The sequence below is a fragment of the Paraburkholderia sp. GAS41 genome (genome assembly GCF_050436545.1).
In the GTDB taxonomy this organism is placed as follows: Bacteria; Pseudomonadota; Gammaproteobacteria; order Burkholderiales; family Burkholderiaceae; genus Paraburkholderia.
In genome coordinates this window covers 30,478-51,225 of record NZ_JBNDMK010000022.1, presented here as the reverse complement: position 1 = coordinate 51,225, position 20,748 = coordinate 30,478, and the positions used below count along the sequence as shown (strand labels likewise).

The window sequence follows — 20,748 nt, the reverse complement described above, 5'->3', positions numbered from 1 at the left end:
TACGTTGGTGGGGCTGCGTCCCTCAGAGTCGGTTCACGAAAACCGCTTGTCAAGCGGCGAACGCTCATAAAAACGGGGCTTTGATTGGTGCGCTGCGGTGGCTGGGTGGTGGCTCAGGCCACTGCACCGTCTGCTGCAGGACGCACGCCCAAAGAACTGAGTTTGACGTCGCGGTCCGGAAAGCGCGCGATCATCACCAGTTCGCCACCCAGCGCGTGAATATGGTCACGCAGCGTGGAGATATACATGTCCGTTCGCTGCTCGAGCTTGGCGATACTCGGTTGCTTCACATCCAGCAAGCCAGCCAGTTCTTCCTGCGAAAAGCCAAGCGCACGCACACGTGCGGCAACCCACGCGGCGCGCACGAAGCCATGCTAAGGATTTGAGGGAGGAAAACCAGTCAGCCGAACGGCCAACGTTGCAAAGGAATACGAATCAGATGGAAGGGAAACAACGGGCTGCAGCGTAGCGGCCCGCCGCACGCCGCCTACACCCGTCACCCCGGAAAATCGGCTACATGTTACGCGCTATACGCTACACGTCGTCCCACCGCTCGCCGCGATCTCTCTTGCGGCCTTGGCCCCTTCGACCTGCAACAAAGTCGGTAGCGACACGCCGTTCTTCGCGGCGGTCACTTCGGCAAGAATCGACACGGCGATTTCGGGCGGCGTCCTGCTGCCGATATAGATACCCACCGGCCCGTGCAGTCGCGCGAGTTCGGTATCGTTGAGATCGAACTCCTTGAGCCGCTCGCGCCGGGCGGCATTGTTGCGCCGTGAGCCCAGCGCGCCGACGTAAAACGCGCGCGTCTTCAGCGCCTCCATCAACGCGAGGTCGTCGAGCTTGGGATCGTGGGTGAGTGCAATCACCGCGCAGCGCTCGTCGAGCTTCATGTCGAGCACGGTATCGTCGGGCATCGTGCGCACGATCTTCGTGCCGGGAATATCCCATTCATCGGTGTACTCCTCGCGCGGATCGCAGACGGTCACCTGATAATCGAGCCCCACCGCGATATGGCAAAGATAACGCGACAATTGCCCCGCGCCGATCACCAGCATCCGGTAGCGCGGTCCATGGATGGTCAACAGGCGCTCGCCGTCGAAGTGGACGCCGTCGGTCGCCTGAGCGGGCCCCAGGTGCGCCGCGCCGGTCGCCATCTCCACATGGCGTGCGATCAGCTTGCCGTCTTCGACCGCACTGCAGAGTTCCGCGATGCCGCTGGCCTTGCTCAACGGCTCGAGCACCAACTGGATGGTGCCGCCGCAGGGCAGGCCGAAGCGGTGTGCTTCTTCCGCCGTGATGCCGTACTTGACCGCCTCCGGCACGCTTTGCTCGATGCCGCGTTGCCGGACACGTTCGATCAGGTCGTCCTCGATGCAGCCACCCGACACCGATCCCACCACGAGACCATCGTCGCGCACGGCCAGCATCGCGCCTTCCGGACGCGGCGACGAGCCCCACGTCTTGACCACGGTCACCAGTAGCGCGCGATGTCCCAATTCGAGCCAGCGTGCGCTGGACTTCAGGACTTCGAGATCCACGCTGTCCATCATGTGTTCCTTTTCATTTGAGCGTCGCCGGATTCGGGATCCGCGCCGTCTGTTGTTGCTGAGTCTGCGGGCGGCGCCTCTGCGCCGGCTTCGCCGCTCACGAGAGCATTGAAGCGCCTGAAAAATTCGCCGGCCAGCTTGCGCGCCGCACCGTCGACGAGCCGCGAGCCGATCTGCGCCAGTTTGCCACCCACCTGGGCGCTCGCCGTGTAAGTCAGCCGGGTCGACGCCGCGCCGTCCGGTTCCAGCGTCACGCGCGCATTGCCTGAGCCGAAGCCCGCCACGCCCCCTTGGCCCTCGAAAACGATGGTGTACGTGCGCGGCGCGTCGATATCGGTCAGCAGCATGCGTCCTTTGAAGCGCGCCTTGACGGGACCCACGGACGCGGCCATCGAGAGCGCAAATGCGTTTTCTCCATCCGCTTCGATGCTCTCGCAGCCGGGGATCGACGCGCGCAGGATGGCGGTGTCGTTCAGCGCTTCCCACGTGCGTTGTTGCGAAACGGGCAGCGTATAGGTTTCGGTCAATTCCATCGAGAGGCTCCACGTGTTCCGGCTACGGCGGCGCTGCGGGGGGCGCGGGTCAGTTGCGCCAGATCGCGGCCGAATGCAGCCAGGCTGTCCAGATTATGTACCGGCCGGTGCGCGTCGACATGGGGCAGGATCGCCCGCACGCCGCGCGCCTTCGCCGAGAAGCCGCTGTACCGCAGCAGCGGGTTGAGCCAGACGACGCGATGGGCGAAGCGGCGCAGACGCGCCATTTCGCTGCCGAGCATGTCGATGGCTTCGTGATCGAGGCCATCCGTGACGAGCAACACGGTTGCCCTGCCGGTCAACACCCGCCGCGCCCACCGCCGGTTGAACTCGGCGAGCGCCGCGCCGATGCGTGTGCCGCCCGACCAGTCCATCACCTGATCGGCGAGGCTGGCGATCGCCACGTCGGGATCGCGCTCGCGCAGCGCGCGCGTCGCATTGGTGAGGCGCGTGCCGAACAGGAATACCTGCAGCCGTTCGCGCGATTGCAATAAGGCGTGACAGAAGTACAGCACCGCACGCGAATACGCGCTCATCGATCCGGAGATGTCGAGCAGCAGCACGAGCGGCGGTTTGCGCTCGGTGACGGCGCGGTATTTCCAGACGGTCCAGTCGCCGCCCGAACGCACCGCGTGACGCGCACTCGCGCGCAGGTCGGCGTGGGTGCCGCGCGAAGCTGCCTTGAGACGGCGTGTCGGTTCGGTGGCGAGCGGCAGGCGGTGTCCGCGGATGACATGGCGCAGCGTACGCCATTCGTCGGCGCTGAGGGTTTCGAAATCGCGGTGGCGCAGGCGCTCCTCGGCGCTGAAGGTGACGTGGGCGTGCAGTTCGTGCTGCTCGGTTTCAGGTGCGGCATGGGGATGGCGTAGGCCGGGCGGACGCGCGGCAAGCGCATCGGCGAGACGGTTGTTGCGCTTCGGCGGCGGCAGACCGTTGCGGACTTTGGGCAGCAGGAGCGCGCGCAGCTTGCCTTCCCAGTCGGGGTCGCGCCAGAACAGATTGAAAGCGGCATTGAAGATCTCACGCGCGTCCGGTGCGGAAATCAGCATGGCGGCAAGCGCGGCGCGCACATCGTCGCGGCGGCTGAGGTCGATCCAGCGCAATGCTTCGAGTGCATCTACGGCGTGCGAGGGCGACATCGGCAGGCCCGCGCCGCGCAGGACACGCACGAAGTGCACGACATTGTGCGCAAGCTTGGGGGCCAGCTTGTCCTCAGGATCACTGAGCATCGTCGTCATTCCTTCACCGCCAGACACTGCGCGATCTGCGCGGCGTCGACACGGGCCAGATCGTCTTGATACTTGAGCAGCACGCCAAGCGTGTCCTGCACCGATTGCGGATCGAGTTCGGTGACGCTCAATGCGGCGAGCGCGCGGCACCAGTCGATCGTCTCGGCGATACCGGGCGCCTTGAACAGATCCATGCCGCGCAACTGATGGACGAAATCGACAGCACGCCGCTGCAGTTCGGCGCTGGTTTGCGGGGCGCGCGCGGCGACGATCGCCAACTCGCGGTCGCGTTCCGGATAGCCGATCCATTGATACAGACAGCGGCGCTTCAAGGCGTCGTGCACTTCGCGGGTACGGTTCGAGGTCATGACGACCAGCGGCGGCTGCTCGGCGCACACCGTGCCATATTCTGGAATCGACACCTGAAAGTCCGACAGCAGTTCGAGCAGAAACGCTTCGAATGGCTCATCGGCGCGGTCGATCTCGTCGATCAGCAACACACGGCGAGCGCCAGGATGCTGTTCGTCAGGCATCAGCGCCTGCAATAGCGGACGCTTGAGGAGAAATTCGCTGCGATACAGCGTGTCGTTACGGGGGCGTTCACCGGCGGCTTCCGCGAGCCGCAGCGCCATGATCTGACGCGGGTAGTCCCACTCGTAAAGCGCGCTAGCGGTGTCGAGCCCCTCGTAGCATTGCAGCCGCAGCATCGTCGTGCCCAGCAGCCCCGCAGCCGCCTTCGCCAGCTCGGTTTTGCCGACGCCCGGCTCGCCCTCGACGAACAGCGGCCGCTCCATGCGCAGCGCGAGAAACAGCGCGGTCGCCAGTTCGCGGTTGGCGAAATAGCCTTGAGCGCTGAGCCGGGCGAGCGTGTCGTCGATTGAAGCTGGCTGCATGATGCTCCCGAAGCCGGACGGCGGTAAAACCAGACGGCCCGGTCGCGCCGGGCCACGTGATGCGCAAGCTCGCGCCGCGCTCCGCCAGGTCCTGGTTCTTCGCAGGACTCCGTCCTAACCGTTTGCGGTGGTGACGGCCCGCGCTGCCATGACCGGAATCAGATGGGCCCGGTACTCGGCGCTCGCGTGCATATCGGAGTTCAGCGCGTCCGCCGAGACGCTGACGGCACGCGCGGCCTCGGGTGTGAAACTGGCGGTGAGGGCCCGCTCCAGATCCGGAACGCGAAACACCGAGGCGCCCGCGCCCGTCACGGCCACTCGCACACCGTCGATATGCTTCGCGACAAACACGCCCACCAGCGCAAAGTGCGAAGCCGGATTGCGGAATTTTTCGTAGGCACTGCGCTCGACGATCGGGAACTCGACGGCGGTGATCAGTTCGTCGGGTGCGAGCGCGGTCTCATACATGCCGATAAAAAAGTCGTCGGCCGGGATACGCCGGCGGTCCGTCACGATCGTGGCGCGGAGCGCCAGCGCCGCAGCCGGATAGCAGGCAGCCGGATCGTTATTCGCGAGCGAGCCGCCGATCGTGCCGAGCGCGCGCACCTGACGATCGCCGATATGACTCGCGAGGCTGGCGAGGCCAGGCAGGACACGGCGGATATCCGCATGATCGGCGACGTCTGCATGACAGACAGCCGCGCCGACCGTGACCGTGTTGGCGTCGACACGCAGCGCCTTGAGCGCGGCAATCCGCGTGACGTCGATCAGTTTCGAGGGCTGTGCGAGACGCAGGCGCATGGTCGGCAACAGACTCTGGCCGCCAGCGAGGAATTTTGCGTCGCTGTCACCGGCGAGCGCCGCGACCGCCGCTTTCGGATCGGCCGCGCGTTGATAGTCGAATGTGTACATGTCGGCTTGCTCCGGTCAGGGTTGTTGCGCGGCGCGGATCGCGGACCACACGCGGTGTTGCGTGGCAGGCATTTGCAGATCTTTCACGCCGAGCGGCGCCAGCGCATCGAGGATCGCGTTGATCACCGCCGGCGGCGAGCCGATCGCGCCCGCTTCGCCGCAACCCTTCACGCCGAGCGGATTGTGCGTGCACGGCGTGCCTTTGGCCGTTTCCACCGTGAAGCTCGGCAGGTCCGAGGCGCGCGGCATCGCGTAGTCCATATACGAGCCGGACAGCAACTGGCCGCTGTCGTTGTCGTACACGCACCGCTCGAGCATCGCCTGGCCGATGCCCTGGCCAAGTCCTCCGTGCACCTGGCCTTCGACGATCATCGGATTGATCACGTTGCCGAAATCGTCGACAGCGGTGAACTGCTCGATGCGACATTCGCCGGTTTCCGGATCGACTTCCACTTCGCAGATATACGAGCCGGCCGGATAGGTGAAGTTGGTCGGGTCGTAGAACGCGCTTTCGTCGAGCCCCGGTTCGAGCTTGTCGAGCGGATAGTTGTGCGGCACGTAGGCCGCGAGCGAAATATCGGCGAAGGCTTTGGTGCGGTCGGTGCCCGCGACGCGGAAGATGCCGTCCTTGAACTCGATGTCTTCTGCGGCTGCTTCCAGCAGATGCGCGGCGATCTTCTTCGCTTTCGATTCGATCTTGTCGAGCGCCTTCATGATGGCCGAACCGCCCACGGCGATCGAACGCGAGCCATACGTGCCCATGCCGAACGGAATGCGCCCGGTGTCGCCGTGCACGATTTCGACGTTGGACAGCGGAATGCCTAGCCGGTCCGCGACCACCTGGGCAAACGTCGTCTCGTGACCTTGTCCGTGACTATGCGAGCCGGTGAACACCGTCACCGAGCCGGTGGGATGCACGCGCACTTCGCCCGCTTCGAACAAACCCGCTCGCGCACCCAGCGCGCCGGCGATGTTGGACGGCGCGAGGCCGCAGGCTTCGATATAACACGAGTAACCGAGGCCACGCCGCTTGCCGTTTTGCTCCGAGGCCTGCCTGCGTGCGGCGAAACCCGGCACGTCGGCCAGTTCCTGCGCGCGGGCGAGCGTGGTGTCGTAATCGCCGGTGTCGTAGGTGAGGCCCACCGGCGTCGCATACGGGAACGTGCGTATGAAGTTGCGGCGGCGGATCTCTGCGGGATCGAGATTCATCTCGCGCGCGGCGGTTTCCACCAGCCGTTCGACCACGTAAGTCGCTTCGGGCCGGCCGGCGCCGCGATATGCATCGACGGGGACCGTATTGGTGAAGACCGCCTTCACCTCCGCATAGATTGCGGGTGTCGCGTACTGGCCGGCGAGCAGCGTCGCGTACAGGATGGTCGGCACGCTCGAGGCGAAGGTCGACAGGTAAGCGCCCATATTGGCGATGGTATGCACGCGCATGGCGAGGAAAGTGCCTTGCGCGTCCATTGCAAGTTCGGCTTTCGTCACATGATCGCGGCCATGTGCGTCGGAAATGAAGGCCTCCGAACGTTCAGCAGTCCATTTCACCGGCCGGCGGATTTTCTTCGACGCCCAGGTGAGCGCCACATCTTCGGCGTACAAAAAGATCTTCGAACCAAAGCCGCCGCCGACATCCGGCGCGATCACGCGCAGTTTCGATTCAGGCAGCGACAGCACGAAGGCCGCCATCAGCAGCCGTTCGACGTGGGGATTCTGGTTGGCGACATACACCGTGTAGCTGTCGTCCTGCGGCGACCAGCTCGCGTTCACCGCGCGCGGTTCGATGGCGTTGGGGATCAGACGGTTGTTGACGATATCGAGTGTCGTCACGTGGGCGGCTTTGGCGAAGGCCGCATCGGTTGCGGCCTTGTCGCCGTGGCCCCATGTGTAGCAGACGTTGTCGGGCACTTCGTCGTGCACGGCGGGCTGGCCCGGATCGGCTGCATGCGCCGTATTCACCACGGCGGGCAGCACGTCGTAATCCACCTCGATCAGTTCGGCCGCGTCTTTCGCCTGTTTCACCGAATGGGCAATCACCAGTGCGACCTGGTCGCCCACGTGGCGCACCTTGGTATGGGCCATCACCGGGTGCGGCGGCTCGTTCATCGGCTTGCCGTCGACGCTATGGATCAGCCAGCCGCACGGCAGGCCACCCACGTTATCCGCGGCCATATCCGCGCCGGTGAACACGCCCACCACGCCGGGCGATTGTTTTGCCGCAGCCGTGTCGACGCTTTTGATCCGCGCATGCGCATAGGGTGAGCGCAGAAACACGGCATAGGTTTGCTGGGGCAGGACGACATCGTCGGTGTACTGACCATTGCCGGTCAGGAACCGGTAGTCTTCCTTGCGCTGAACGGAGGCGCCAATCAGCGGATGCGGGTCGGGTGCGTTCATCGTCGTCTCCTCAGGCCGTGACTGTGTCGGTGGCGAGAGCAGCGGCGCCGCACTTCATGCCGGCTGCGCCTTCCAGGACGGCCTTGACGATGTTGTGATAGCCCGTACAGCGGCACAGATTGCCGTCGAGCTGGGCGCGCACATCCGCTTCGGTGAGATCGGGCTGACGTTGCACCAGCGCGGTGGCGCTCATCACCATGCCGGGCGTGCAGAAACCGCACTGCAGGCCGTGGCAGGCGCGAAATGCGGCCTGCATGGGATGCAGTTCGCCGTCTTTCGCGAGACCTTCGATGGTGGTGATCTCGGCGCCTTCAGCCTGCACGGCGAGGATGTTGCACGATTTGATCGCGCGTCCGTTCAGATGAACGGTGCAGGCGCCGCACTGGGCGGTGTCGCAGCCGATGTGTGTGCCGGTGAGCCGGAGTTGATCGCGCAGGAACTGGACAAGCAGGGTTTGAGGTTCGATTTCGGCGGTAACGGGCGCGCCGTTCACCGTCAGACTGATGCTGATCGCCATGAACTGTCTCCTATGTCCCGGGCAACATGGTTGCGAGGGGGATCGAGACCGGCACGGGCCCACGTTTATTACCTACCGCCTGCCTGCTATGAGGGCTCGCTTCGGTTTCTGGTTTTTATGGTTCCACCGAAAAGTAAAGCACAAATCGGTGAGGGGTGCTATCGGGGGAAATCGTCCACGTAGCCCGGAATGCGGCGACACGCTGCGTACGACACGGCGGCCGAACAGGAAAAAACGGCACGCTGCGTGAGCAGGCGTGCCGTTTCAGGAGGCGCTTCGTCGAGCGCCGGCGAGCGTTTAGTTGGCGGTACTCAGTTTCCCAAGACGATTCCCTCAGTGGCTCTGCGCCCCGTGCCCAAGTTTTGAATGACGGCGCGAGTAGCCGAAATAGATCGCCATGCCGATTACCAGCCAGATCACGAACGCAACCCAGGTGATGAGCTGCAGGTTGATCATCAGGAACAGGCACGATGCCACGGCGAGCACCGGCACCACCGGCACGCCGGGGCAGCGGAAGGCACGCGGCAGGTCCGGATGAGTCTTGCGCAGGATCAGCACGGCAATGGACACCATCGAAAACGCCGCCAGCGTGCCGATATTGATCAGTTCCGCGAGCACGTTGAGCGGCACCAGTGCGCCGATCAGACCGAAGAAAATGCCGACGAGCCATGTGGTGAAAAACGGCGTCGCAAAACGCGGATGCACGCGCGAGAGCTTCGCGGGCAGCAAGCCGTCGCGCGACATGGCGAAGATCACGCGCGTCTGGCCGTAGGCCATTACCAGAATCACGGTCAGCATGCCGAGCACGGCGCCCAGATCGATAAAGCCGGCCACCCATTTCTCGCCAGCCACCTGCAGCGCGTACGAAACCGGATGCGAGATATTGGCGAACTGCGCCGACGGCACGATACCCGTCACGACCGCCGCCACCGCCACGTACAGCACCGCGCACACCCCAAGCGAGGCAATGATGCCGATCGGCAGGTCGCGCTTCGGATCCTTCACCTCTTCGGCGGCGGAAGAAACGGAATCGAAGCCGATAAACGCGAAGAACATCACTGCTGCCGCGCCAAACACGCCGTTCCAGCCGTTCGGCATGAACGGATGCCAGTTGGCCGGCGTGACGTGAAACACCCCGACGCCGATCACCAGCAGCACGACGATCACCTTGATCGCCACCATGATGTTATTGATGCGCGCGGACTCGCGGATGCCGACTGACAGCAGCGCGGTGATGGCCATCATCACGAGGAAAGCGGGCAGGTTGAATAGGGTGGCATGGCCGGGCAACGCGCCTGGCGCGGCCGACAGGGCGACTGGCAGCGTCACGCCGAAGCCCGCCAGCAGCGATTGCAGATAACCCGACCAGCCGACCGACACGGCCGAGGTGGCGAGCCCATATTCGAGCATCAGGTCCCAGCCAATGATCCAGGCGGCCAGTTCGCCCAGGGTGGCATACGAATAGGTGTAGATCGAGCCGGCCACGGGAATGGTCGAGGCGAATTCGGCATAGGCGAGCGCCGCGAAGCCGCAGGCGATGGCCGCGATGATGAACGACACCATCAGCGCCGGACCCGCCTGCACGGCGCCGGTGCCGGTCAGGACGAAGATGCCGGTGCCGATGATGGCGCCGACGCCGAGGAAGGTGAGGTCGAGCGCGCCGAGGGTCTTCTTCAGGCCGCCGCTTTTGCTGCTGGCCGCGATCATGTGCTCGACGCTTTTCTTGCGAAACAGGGACATTGGCGTGGATCTCCGGTAGTGCACGCATGTTGCGCGCCGAATGTCGGGAGCCGATTATCTTATCGGATGTGCGGGCGCTTATCTGTCCCCGTGACCCGCCCGGAGGGCGCGCCGGTGGGTAAATGGTGCGGAAATGCGGGGTTTTGAGCAGCAGCCTTGCTGGCTGACCCGCCTATGCACCAAAGCTTTTTCGCGACAGTGCCGCGCGTGGGCGGGAATCGCCTGATGATGCAGGACACAGCGCGGGACACGCGACTGCGCGCCGTCAGCCGCCGTGTGGTCCTGATGGCGCTTATCCGGCCATCGCGGGATTCAGGTCGACGAGCCGGTTGCTCATGACATAGAAGGTGAGTTCGGCGTTGTTGCGCAGCTTCATTTTTTCGAGCAGCCGCGTGCGGTACACGCTCACGGTCTTCACCGACAGCGACAGCGCATGGGCGATATCCGTCAGGCGCTTGCCCGAGGCGAGCATGCAGAGCGTTTGATACTCGCGATCGGACAGCTTTTCGTGCGGCAACTGCTCGCCGTCGAACGAAACGTAGTCGGCGAGCGCCTCGGCCATGGCCGGGCTGACGTACTTGCGGCCCGCCGCGACCTGCTGGATCGCGCCGATCATCTGGGCGGTATCGACGGTCTTCGACAGGTAACCGGCCGCGCCGGCCTTCAGCGCGCGGACCGCATACTGGTCTTCGCGGTACATCGAAAACATCAGCACCGCCGCGCGCGGCGCCTTGCGCTTGAGACGCTTGAGCACTTCGACACCGCTCATGTCGGGCAAGGAGATGTCGAGCAGGATCACGTCGTAGACGTGCCGCGCCACCGCGGTCAGCGCTTCGGCGCCGGTTTCCGCCTCGGCCACTTCGAGCGCGACGCCCCGGTCTATCAGCAGTTGCCGGACGCCTTGACGAACCACGGCGTGGTCGTCGACGAGCAGGATACGCAGGCTCATGACAGGTCGCTCACGAAGAGAAAGGCGCGGCGACGCGTTCGGCAAGCAGCGCATCCCACGCGAAACGCGCCCGCACGAGGGTGCCGCGGGCAGGCGTCGCGGCCACGTGGCGTCGTGTGCCGATCTGCACGCTGCCGTCGAATGCGGCGCAACGGGCTCGCATGCCGGCGAGGCCGAAATGGCCCCGGCGCAGGCGGGCCTGTGGCGTGAGGCCGATGCCGTCGTCGCTGACGACGAGCATCAAGTGACGGCGGCTGACTTCAAGGCGGACCTCGGCCGCGCTGGCGCGGGCGTGCTTGGCGACGTTGTTGAGGGCTTCCTGGGCGACCCGGAAGATCGCGAGCGCGGCAGCGGCCGGCAAGCGCGTGAGCCGGTCATCGGTGGCGCACTCGAAGCGCGTGAGCAGTTGCGTGCGGGCGGCGAAATCGCCGGTCCATTGCGACAGGGCGCTAACGAGGCCGGTTTCGAGCGAAGGCGCATGCAATTCGGCGACCGCCTGGCGGGTGGCTTCAGTGGCGGCGTTGAGCGAGCGGCGCGCAACTTCGAGCGCGGCGGCGCATTGCGGCGGCGCATCGGCGGGAAGCCACGTTTCGACGCCGGCGAGCGCGAAGTGCGTCGCGGTCAGTTCGGCGCCGACGCTGTCGTGGAGTTCACGGGCCACGCGCTCGCAAGCGGCTTCGTGGGCATGGACGAGTTCAGTGGACAGTTCCAGCACGCGGGCCCGCAGAAGGGCGATTTCGCGCTCGGCGGAGCCGCTGGCGGCTGTCCCGTCGGGACCGTGGCGGGCGGCGGAAGGGGGCACATGCGCGGTGATCGGTACGACAATCGACGTATCCATGACTCTCCCACTCAGGATGCTGTCTGAACAGCAAACCGGGTGCGCTTCGACGGCGTGAAGACAGCAGAACGCATGCGAAATTCCGACTTGGTGATGCATCCGCGGCGCATATCGGCACGACGGACAAACCACTACGACGCAGCGTAACGAGATTTACATTTGGTAACAAATCGGATGTAACCCTGGTGGACGCGTAACAGCATCCGAAATGCGCCGCGATCATATCTCAAAAAAGCAAAAGAAGTAGGCAGCACAAGGCTTGGCGTGGGGTTTTTGCGCCAGGAATTTGATCTGATTGACAGATCGTATGCGTTTTGTGTGTAGGAAAAATGCTGACATCGGAAGTGAGGCTGTTTGCAGTATTTGTAACCTGATTGCGTCGTCAGATATCTCGGGTCGTTTTCCTGGCGCAAACCATAATCGTACGGTCGTTCTATTTTCGGTATCCTGCGAGCGATCGGTCTGGTTGCCGCGTGCCTGCAGCGCGCGATTCGCCGGCCACGCCAGGCGCCAGTTCATTTCCCTCATTCCGCGAAGAGACCCACCATGTCGTTGATTCTTTCCCGCCGTGATCTGAATTTCGTGCTGTACGAATGGCTCAAGGTCGAGCAACTGACACGCATCGAGCGTTACGCGGATCACTCGCGCGAGACTTTCGACGCCGCGCTCGACACGTGCGAGAAGATCGCCACGAATCTGTTCGCGCCGCACAACAAGAAGAACGACCAGCACGAGCCGCATTTCGACGGCGCCACGGTCACGGTGATCCCCGAAGTCAAAACGGCGCTGAAGGCGTTCTGCGACGCCGGCTTGATGGCGGCCGGGCAGGACTACGAACTGGGCGGGATGCAACTTCCGCTGGTCATGGAGAAGGCGGGCTTCGCGTGGTTCAAAGGCGCGAACGTGGGCACCAGCGCGTATCCGTTTCTCACCATTGGCAACGCCAATCTGCTGCTTGCGCACGGCAGCGCGGCGCAGATCGACACCTTCGTGCTGCCGGAATTGCAGGGCCGTTTCTTCGGCACCATGTGCCTGTCCGAGCCGCAGGCCGGTTCGTCGTTGTCGGACATCGCCACCCGGGCAGACTTCGAGGGCGAGTCGCCGCTCGGCGCGCAATACCGGCTGCGCGGCAACAAGATGTGGATTTCGGGCGGCGAACATGAGCTTGCCGAGAACATCGTGCATCTGGTGCTCGCCAAGATTCCAGGCCCGGACGGCAAGCTGATCCCCGGCGTGAAAGGCATCTCGCTGTTCATCGTGCCCAAGTATCTGGTCAACCCGGATGGCTCGTGCGGCGAGCACAACGACGTCGCGCTGGCCGGCCTGAATCATAAGATGGGTTACCGCGGCACGACCAACTGCCTGCTGAATTTCGGTGAAGGCACGAAGTACACGCCGGGCGGCAAAGGCGGGGCGATCGGCTACCTGGTGGGCAAACCGCATCAGGGGCTTGCCTGCATGTTCCACATGATGAACGAGGCGCGGATCGGCGTCGGTCTCGGCGCGACCATGCTCGGCTATACGGGCTATCTGCATGCCCTCGACTACGCGCGCAATCGTCGGCAGGGGCGGCTGGTCGGCGCGGGTGGCAAGGATCCCGCCGCGCCGCAGGTGCGGCTCGTCGAACATGCCGATATCCGCCGCATGCTGCTGGCGCAGAAGACCTACGTCGAGGGCGGTCTCGCGCTGAACCTGTATTGCGCGCGTCTGGTCGACGAAGCGCGCGCCCTCACCGATCCCGTTGAACAGGAAGAGATGGCGCTGCTGCTCGATCTCCTGACGCCGGTGGCCAAGAGCTGGCCGTCGCAGTGGTGCCTGGAAGCCAACAATCTGGCGATTCAGGTCCATGGCGGCTACGGTTACACCCGCGAATACAACGTCGAGCAGTTCTATCGCGACAATCGGCTCAATCCGATTCACGAAGGAACCCACGGTATTCAGGGACTCGACCTGCTGGGCCGCAAGGTCGTGGTGAAAGACGGCGCAGCCTTACGGCTATTCGTGGCACGGGTCGACGCGAGCATCAGCCGCGCTATAGGGCGCGGCGACGCGGCGCTGGCTGGGCATGCGCAGGCGCTGGGCGCGGTGATGGGGCGTTTAGCCGAGGTCACCGGCATCGTATGGGCGTGTGGCGACCTGAACCTGACGCTCGCCAACGCGACGGTGTATCTGGAGGCGTTTGGTCACATCGTGGCGGCGTGGATCTGGCTGGAACAGGCACTGGTGGCGCAAGCGGCGCTGCCGCAGGCCGTCGGTACAGATGGGGATTTCTATCGGGGCAAGCTGGCAGCCGCCGACTATTTCTTCCGCTGGGAATTGCCGAGGACGGGGCCGCAATTTGATTTGCTGGCGTCGCTAGATCGCACCACGCTGGATATGCAGGACGCGTGGTTTTGAGGTCCGCTGACTCCGTCACGTCGCACCATGCAGCTCAACGGAAGTTCTGGCGGGGCGGAGATCTGGCGGAGGGCAGCGGCTTCTTGAGAGGCTCAGATTTGCCGCTTCGTGTCGTGTCTTGTCGTGCCCCAAGGGGGCGAGGAAGTCGAGGCGACCTGAAAGTTGGTTGAGAGACTCGAAGCGACCCGAAGGTTAGTCGAGAGACTCGAAGCGATCTGAAGGCTGATTTAGAGCCTCCAAACCCGCCGCTCAAAGAACTGCGCAGCGTTTCACCACACGGTGAGCACGCTGCGTCCACCATCCCTGCAGTTAAAGCCCAACTTAGCCCACGAACGCCTTTTCGACGACGTAGTGGCCCGGCGCATTGTTGCTGCCTTCCTGGAAACCCGCGTCGTCGAGCAGCTTGCGCGTGTCGCGCAGCATGTGCGGGCTGCCGCACAACATGACGCGGTCGTTTTCCAGCGAGAAGCCCGGCACGCCGAGGTCGGCGAACAGCTTTTCGGTTTCGATCAGTTCGGTGATCCGGCCACGGTTCTGGAATGCCTCACGTGTGACGGTGGGGTAATACAGCAGCTTTTCCTGCACCAGTTCGCCGAGGTGCTCGTGCGCCGGGAGGTGGTCGGTGATGTATTCCTTGTACGCCAGTTCGTCGACGAAACGGCAGGTGTGCGTGAGGACCACGCGCTCGTAACGGTCGTAGATGTCCGGATCCTTGATGATCGACATGAACGGCGCGAGGCCCGTGCCGGTGGACAGCAGCCACAGCGTCTTGCCGGGCAGCAGGTTGTCCGCCATCAGCGTGCCGACCGGCTTCTTGCCGATCAGAACCTGGTCGCCCACCTTCAGATGCTGCAGGCGCGAGGTGAGCGGGCCGTCCTGAACCTTGATGCTCAGAAATTCCAGATGCTCTTCGTAGTTCGCGCTCGCGAGGCTGTAGGCGCGGATCAGCGGCTTGCCGTCGACTTCGAGGCCGACCATCGTGAACTGGCCGTTTTCGAAGCGAAATGACGGGTCGCGGGTGCAGGTGAAACTGAACAGCGTATCGGTCCAGTGATGGACGCTCAGGACGGTTTGTGAATTCAGGTTGCTCATGGCTTCTTGGATGGTGCGAAAACAAAGACGGCCAGACGAATAGCCGGCCGGCACGGCAAGGGCGATGCTGCGCTAACCCCGTGGTTGACCGACTGCTAAAGGAAAATGATGCGCAATCCGCCATTTTACCGCGCTTGCCACCTTGAGGTGGCGGCGCGGCATCGAGCATGCTCAGGCGGTTGCCGGACTTGCGGCTTCGGAACGGCACATATCGGAGCACGTCGGCGGGGGTACAGCCGGGGTTCAGCAGCGGTACGGCGATGGGCGAAATGCGCGTGGTGCGTGTCGCCGTCCGGTGAGCGGATCGCATGCCGGTAGGCACACGCCCTCACAACAAGTTTTTGGGATGATACAGAAAGCCGTCGCGCAGTGCAGCATTGACCCTGCTCGCGGGACGGCAAAAGGAGCAAAAATCCCACAAAACGGCGCTAAAGATCAGGGAAAAAGGCAATTTTGCCGTCTATAGGCCGCAGAATCGGGACTGCCGCTGCCGCTGCCGCTGCCGCTGCCGCTGCCGCTGCCGCTGCCGCTGCCGCTGCCGCTGCCGCTGCCGCTGCCGCCAATCGGCCAATCAACCCGACCACTCCCCAGCCAGACCGTGCGCGCACGCGCGCTTCAGCCGCAAACTCCGCCTTCAGCCCGCCACGGCAGCCGGGCGCTTGCGCGCACGCTGCTTCAGTACCCGGGCCTGCATGACGATGACGGCCAGCAGGAACACACCGCGAATCACCGATTGCCAATAGGCCGACAGGCTGATGAACCCCAGCCCGTTTTCGAAATTGAGCAGGTTGAACACCAGGCCGAGCAGCAGAACACCGGCAATGGTCATCGCAATCGAGCCTTCACCGCCCGTCAGCAATGTGCCGCCCAAAACCACGGCGGAGATCGCGAACAGCTCCCAGCCGACGCCTTCGTTCGGTTGTCCCGCGCCGAACTGCGCGGCGAGGATCACGCCCGCCATGCCGGCCAGCAGCCCGCTCACCGCATAAGCCATGATCAGTGTACGGTCGACATTCAGGCCCATCAGGCGCGCCGCCTCCTCACTGCCGCCGATCGCCAGCGAATGCCGTCCGAAGCGCGTGCTGCGCAGCGCGAGCCAACCAGCCAGCGCCGCCACCAGCGCGACGATGCCGGGGATCGGCAGGCCGAACAGATCGCCCTGGCCGAAGTTGCCGAAATTCGAAGCCGGGTCGATCGACACGGCGTCGTTCTTACCCAGCAGCAGCGCGACACCGTGCGCGCCGAGACTGGTGGCGAGCGTCGTGATGAACGGCAGGATCTTCAGACGCGTGATGATGATGCCGTTCAGCACGCCCACCACGAGCCCCGCTGCGGTGCCGGCCACCACGGCGACCCAACCGCCATGGCTGCTGGCGAGCGCGGCGACGACACTGGACATCGCCGCCACCGTGCCGACCGAAAGGTCAATGCCGCCGGTGATGATGACGAACGCCATGCCGACCGAAATCAGCGCGAACATGGAGTTGTAGCGCCAGAACGAATTGATGTTGTAGGCGGAGCCGAAGTGCTCGTAACGCACGAGCCCGAGCACCACGAGGGCGACGAGCGCGAGCAGGATGGGGAGATTCTTTTTCATCGCATCGGGTCCGGAGTCTTGGGGAGCGCAGGCAACGTAATCGGCATGGACGTTCGGGATCAGCGCGAGCGCCGTTGCACGTACACGGCTGCGATGATGATCGCCGCCTTGACGACCAGCGCGGCCGCGTCGGGAATGCCATGCGCGAGCAGGGTGAAGCGCAGCAACTGGATGATCAGCGCGCCGATCAGCGTGCCGCCGATATACGCCTTGCCGCCCGTCAGCGCGGTGCCGCCGACCGCTACCGCGGCGATCGCATCGAGTTCGACACCGAGCCCGACCACGTTCGCATCCGACGACGAATTCACCGAAATCGAAATCAGCCCCGCAAGTCCGGCCAGCGCCGCGCAGATCGTGTAAGCGATCAGCTTGACGCGCGTAGTAGGCACGCCGCAGAGATAGGCGGCCTTCTCGTTGCCGCCGGTAATCAGCAGGTACTGGCCGAACAGCGTCTTGCGCACCACCCAGACGAACAGTGCGACCAGCGCGAACATCAGCAGCACCTGGAACGGCACGCCGCCCACCTTGCCGAGCGCGATCCACTGGAAGGTCGGGTTGTCGAAGGCTTGCAGGCTGCCGTCGGTGACGACCTGGGCAATGCCGCGGCCGGCAATGAACAGCACCAGCGTGGCCACGATCGGCTGCACCGAGAGCTTCGTCACCAGCAAGCCGTTGAACACGCCGCAGGCAGCCGCGGCGAGAACCGGCAGGACGAACGCGAGCGCAATGCCGCCGGGCCCGGGGATGTTCATGAACAGCATCGGCGCCAGTGCGCCGGAAATCGCCATGGACGCGCCCACCGACAGATCGATGCCGCCCGTCGCGACCACCAGCGTCATGCCGATGCCGACGATCACGATCGTCACGACCTGCGTCAGGTTGACGTTGAAGGTTTGCAGCGACCAGAAGTGTTGTGTGAAGAGCAGGTTGAACACCAGCATCGCCAGCAGCACGATGACTTCGCGCTGGATCGTGACGCGGTGGCGCTTCTTCGCCCGTTCCTGCGCGGCGCCATCCACTGCGGGGAGCGGCTGCGCGGCCTGATTGCCGACTGATTTGAGCGACTTAAGCGCCATGACGGTCGCCCTCCAGCGCGTCTTCGATATGGGCCGTGTGGGCCGCTTCCGCGATTTGCGAGGCGCCGTCGCTACCGTACGCGATGGCATCCATGATGCTGCTTTCACTCATTTGTGCGCCATTCAGTTCAGCGACGGTGCGGCCGTCGCGAATCACCACGGCGCGGTCCGCCACGGCGGTCAGTTCTTCCAGTTCCGAGGCCGACAGCAGGACGGCGAGTCCGGCGTCGCGCAGTTCGCGCACGATCCTGGCGACGTCCGCCTTGGCGCCGACATCGATGCCGCGGGTCGGCTCATCGAGCAGCAGCAGCGAAGGTTCGGCCGCCAGCCAGCGCGCGAGCAGTACCTTCTGCTGATTGCCGCCGGACAATTCGCGAATCGGTTGATCCGGCGAGCGCAGCTTGATGCCGAGCGAGGCAATAAAGCGCTCGACGATGACCTGCTGCTTTTTCACGTCCACCACGCCATGTCTGGCGAGCGTGCGCAGGCAGACTAGCGTGAGGTTGTCGCGCACGGACAGCTCGGGGACGATACCGTCGCCCTTGCGGTCTTCGGTGAGATAGGCAAGGCCGCGCGCAATGGCGTCCTGTGGCGATTTGAGCGTCACCGTTTCGCCGCCGACGGTGAGTGTGCCGTGCTCGAGCGGATCGGCGCCGAACATCAGCCGCATCGTCTCCGTGCGGCCCGAGCCGAGCAGTCCGGCGAGGCCCACGGCTTCGCCGGCGTGCACTTCCAGCGACACGTCGCTCACCTTCGGATGGGCGCTGAGGTTGTGCACCGCCATGACCTGCGCGCCGCGACGCGCGAGGTTCGCTTCGCGCGCGCTGGTGTCGTCCTGAACGACGGCGGCGAGACTGCGGCCGAGCATCGTCGTGACGAGCTGCAATTTGTCCATGTCGGCCATCGAACTCTGGGCGACGGTCTGGCCGTCGCGCATCACCGTGACGCGATCGCACAGCGCGTAGAGTTCGTCGAGCCGGTGTGAGACGAAGATCACCGCGCGGCCGTCGTCGCGCAGCTTGCGCACCACGGTGAACAGCAGTTCCACTTCGCGTTCGTCGAGTGACGAGGTGGATTCGTCCATGATGACCATCTTGGCGTCGGACGATACCGCGCGGGCCAGCGCCACCATCTGCTGGATCGCCGTCGAATAGGTGCGCACGGGCTTCTTCACATCGATCTGCAGCCCGAACGATTCGAGCAGCGCAGCGGCGCGCTGCTGCACGGCGCGCCAGTCGATCAGACCATAGCGGCGCGGTTCGCGGCCCAGAAAAATGTTCTCCGCCACTGAGCGGAACGGCACCAGGTTGATCTCCTGATAGATCGTGCTGATGCCCGCTTCGCGCGCTTCTTTCGGAGTGCGGAAATCGATCTCACGGCCTTCGAAGCGCACGGTTCCACCGCCGCGCCGATACGCGCCGGTGAGAATCTTGATCATGGTGGATTTGCCGGCGCCGTTCTGGCCGATCAGCGCATGCACTTCGCCCGCGGCGACGCTCAGATTCGCGTTGCGCAGAGCGGGCACGCCGCCGAAACTGATCTGGATATCCTGCATCTCCAGCAGCGGCGAACGTCCGGCGCTGGGAGACGGCGGCGTGGGGCTGCCGGGTTGCGTCACGTCTATTCTCCTGCTGCAGATGCGGTACGGCGGGCGGCGGAGCGGCTCGCGCCACCTTCCCATAGTAGTGCGTAAGACAAAGCGAAGCGACGGCCCGTCGTGGCACAGGCGCGTCGCTCCGAACCCTTCCCATCCCCCTCGGAGACTGAAGGGGGACGTACTGCGGGACGTCCCCAGTGCCCGGGATGACTGCCTTTTGCACTGGGGATCTCTTTCAGGTGCCCCATGACCCTAAAAGGGGACCACTTCCGGGGCCGGGATACCTTACGGTCGCCGATTCCCGGAGGTGAATCCTCCGGGAGCCGGGGACGTGCTGCGCTGAACGCGCCGGCCTCAATAGCCGTATTGCGTGTTTTGCGCGACGTTGCCCTTGTCGTAGAAGCGGTCGGAGACCTTCACCCATGTCGGGATCTTTTCGCCCTTCGCGTACTTCTGCGCCACATCGCAGGCGAGCGGGCCGAAGAACGGGCTCGACTGCACGCTCGCGCCCAGTTCGCCGGCGGCGATGGCATCCATACCGCCCTTGGTGCCGTCGATCGTCACGATCTGGATGTCCTTGCCCGGCTGCTTGCCGGCGGCCTTGATCGCGGCGATCGCGCCCAATGCCATTTCGTCGTTATGCGCGTAGACCGCGGTCACGTCCGGATGAGCCTGCAGCAGCGTTTCCATCACCTGACGACCCTTGTCGCGCGAGAAATCGCCGTCTTGCGACGCGATGATCTGCATGTCCGGGTGCTTGGCGATCACGTCGTCGAAACCCTTCTTGCGATCGTTCGCCGCGGAGGCACCGGTCGTGCCTTCGAGTTCGATGATCTTGGCCTTGCCGTTGGTGGCTTTCACCATCCAGTCGGCGGCGCGTTGACCCTGGTTGATGAAGTCGGAGCCGATGAAGGTGATGTAGTCCTGGCCGGGCTTGGCGACCGAGTGATCGACGTCGCGGTCCACCAGGATCACCGGAATGCCGGCCTTCTTGGCCTGCAGCACGACCGGCGACAGCGGCTTTTCTTCACGCGGCGGGAACACCAGCAGATCGACGTGCTGCGCGATCATGTTCTGGATGTCCGAAACCTGTTTCGCGTTCGAGCCGTTGGCGTCCGTGACGACCAGCTGCCAGCCGCACTTGGCGGCGGTGTCCTTCATGCTCTTGGTTTCCGCGAGACGCCACGGATTGTTGCTTTCGGTCTGCGCGAAGCCGACCTTCAGCGGGGTTTTGGTGGGGATCCTGGGCAGGGCATCGTCGGCGTGAGCCGTCGCGACGCCGAAACCGAGTGCCAGTGCCACAAGGGATGCAGCCAGCGGAGCTGCGGTCATTCGACCCGTCCGTTGTCCGCGCGATTGCCGTTTGAGCGATGCCATGTCTTCCTCCAGTACCTGGTGAGGTAGGTGTGTATTTGCTTTTGTGCTTCTTCT

Annotated in this window: 17 protein-coding genes; 1 reads left to right on the top strand and 16 read right to left on the bottom strand. The window is 64.3% G+C overall.

The window, feature by feature from the left end; all coding sequences use genetic code 11:
• Positions 1 to 113 precede the first annotated feature (113 nt).
• From P3T43_RS25995 to P3T43_RS25945, 11 genes are all read right to left on the bottom strand, one after another.
• Positions 114 to 365: a helix-turn-helix domain-containing protein gene (locus P3T43_RS25995; protein ID WP_429283877.1), complete on the bottom strand. Its 252-nt coding sequence runs from the start codon at positions 363 to 365 to the stop codon at positions 114 to 116.
• Positions 366 to 527: 162 nt separating this feature from the next.
• Positions 528 to 1,550: an XdhC family protein gene (locus P3T43_RS25990; RefSeq protein WP_429283876.1), complete on the bottom strand. Its 1,023-nt coding sequence runs from the start codon at positions 1,548 to 1,550 to the stop codon at positions 528 to 530.
• Positions 1,550 to 2,083 (bottom strand): CoxG family protein, encoded by a 534-nt coding sequence (locus P3T43_RS25985; RefSeq protein ID WP_429283875.1) that lies wholly within the window; start codon positions 2,081 to 2,083, stop codon positions 1,550 to 1,552. Before P3T43_RS25985 ends, P3T43_RS25990 begins: the two co-directional genes overlap by 1 nt.
• Positions 2,074 to 3,321: a vWA domain-containing protein gene (locus tag P3T43_RS25980; RefSeq protein WP_429283874.1), complete on the bottom strand. Its 1,248-nt coding sequence runs from the start codon at positions 3,319 to 3,321 to the stop codon at positions 2,074 to 2,076. Before P3T43_RS25980 ends, P3T43_RS25985 begins: the two co-directional genes overlap by 10 nt.
• A complete protein-coding gene (locus P3T43_RS25975) occupies positions 3,318 to 4,205 on the bottom strand; it encodes an AAA family ATPase (RefSeq protein ID WP_429283873.1) in 888 nt (295 codons plus the stop codon). Before P3T43_RS25975 ends, P3T43_RS25980 begins: the two co-directional genes overlap by 4 nt.
• Before the next feature lie 114 nt (positions 4,206 to 4,319).
• Positions 4,320 to 5,117, bottom strand: coding sequence for an FAD binding domain-containing protein (locus tag P3T43_RS25970; RefSeq protein WP_429283872.1), 798 nt, complete (start codon positions 5,115 to 5,117; stop codon positions 4,320 to 4,322).
• Positions 5,118 to 5,132: 15 nt separating this feature from the next.
• Entirely contained in the window at positions 5,133 to 7,514 is a 2,382-nt protein-coding gene (locus P3T43_RS25965) for a xanthine dehydrogenase family protein molybdopterin-binding subunit (RefSeq protein WP_429283871.1), read from the bottom strand.
• 10 nt (positions 7,515 to 7,524) lie between these two features.
• Entirely contained in the window at positions 7,525 to 8,031 is a 507-nt protein-coding gene (locus P3T43_RS25960; protein WP_429283870.1) for a (2Fe-2S)-binding protein, read from the bottom strand.
• Between the two features lie 333 nt (positions 8,032 to 8,364).
• On the bottom strand, positions 8,365 to 9,771 hold the full coding sequence (locus P3T43_RS25955; RefSeq protein ID WP_429283869.1) for an amino acid permease: 1,407 nt from the start codon (positions 9,769 to 9,771) through the stop codon (positions 8,365 to 8,367).
• A 292-nt stretch (positions 9,772 to 10,063) separates the two neighbouring features.
• Complete coding sequence (rqpR, locus tag P3T43_RS25950) at positions 10,064 to 10,720, bottom strand: response regulator transcription factor RqpR (RefSeq protein ID WP_429283868.1); 657 nt, start codon at positions 10,718 to 10,720, stop codon at positions 10,064 to 10,066.
• Between the two features lie 10 nt (positions 10,721 to 10,730).
• Complete coding sequence (locus P3T43_RS25945; protein WP_429283867.1) at positions 10,731 to 11,558, bottom strand: sensor histidine kinase; 828 nt, start codon at positions 11,556 to 11,558, stop codon at positions 10,731 to 10,733.
• A gap of 546 nt (positions 11,559 to 12,104) precedes the next feature.
• On the opposite strand from P3T43_RS25945, the gene P3T43_RS25940 reads away from it, so the two are divergent.
• A complete protein-coding gene (locus tag P3T43_RS25940; RefSeq protein WP_429283866.1) occupies positions 12,105 to 13,955 on the top strand; it encodes an acyl-CoA dehydrogenase in 1,851 nt (616 codons plus the stop codon).
• Positions 13,956 to 14,276: 321 nt separating this feature from the next.
• Here P3T43_RS25940 and P3T43_RS25935 read toward each other — a convergent pair whose 3' ends face one another.
• The 5 genes from P3T43_RS25935 to P3T43_RS25915 all read right to left on the bottom strand — a co-directional run bounded on the left by P3T43_RS25935 (position 14,277) and on the right by P3T43_RS25915 (position 20,694).
• A complete protein-coding gene (locus P3T43_RS25935) occupies positions 14,277 to 15,047 on the bottom strand; it encodes a ferredoxin--NADP reductase (protein WP_429283865.1) in 771 nt (256 codons plus the stop codon).
• Between the two features lie 634 nt (positions 15,048 to 15,681).
• Positions 15,682 to 16,644: an ABC transporter permease gene (locus tag P3T43_RS25930; RefSeq protein ID WP_429283864.1), complete on the bottom strand. Its 963-nt coding sequence runs from the start codon at positions 16,642 to 16,644 to the stop codon at positions 15,682 to 15,684.
• 59 nt (positions 16,645 to 16,703) lie between these two features.
• The gene (locus P3T43_RS25925) at positions 16,704 to 17,720 is read right to left on the bottom strand and encodes an ABC transporter permease (RefSeq protein ID WP_429283863.1); all 1,017 of its coding nucleotides are present in this window, start codon (positions 17,718 to 17,720) and stop codon (positions 16,704 to 16,706) included.
• Complete coding sequence (locus tag P3T43_RS25920) at positions 17,710 to 19,275, bottom strand: sugar ABC transporter ATP-binding protein (protein WP_429283957.1); 1,566 nt, start codon at positions 19,273 to 19,275, stop codon at positions 17,710 to 17,712. The genes P3T43_RS25925 and P3T43_RS25920 overlap by 11 nt, the downstream gene beginning before the upstream one ends.
• Positions 19,276 to 19,671: 396 nt before the next feature.
• On the bottom strand, positions 19,672 to 20,694 hold the full coding sequence (locus P3T43_RS25915; protein ID WP_429283862.1) for an ABC transporter substrate-binding protein: 1,023 nt from the start codon (positions 20,692 to 20,694) through the stop codon (positions 19,672 to 19,674).
• Positions 20,695 to 20,748 lie beyond the last annotated feature (54 nt).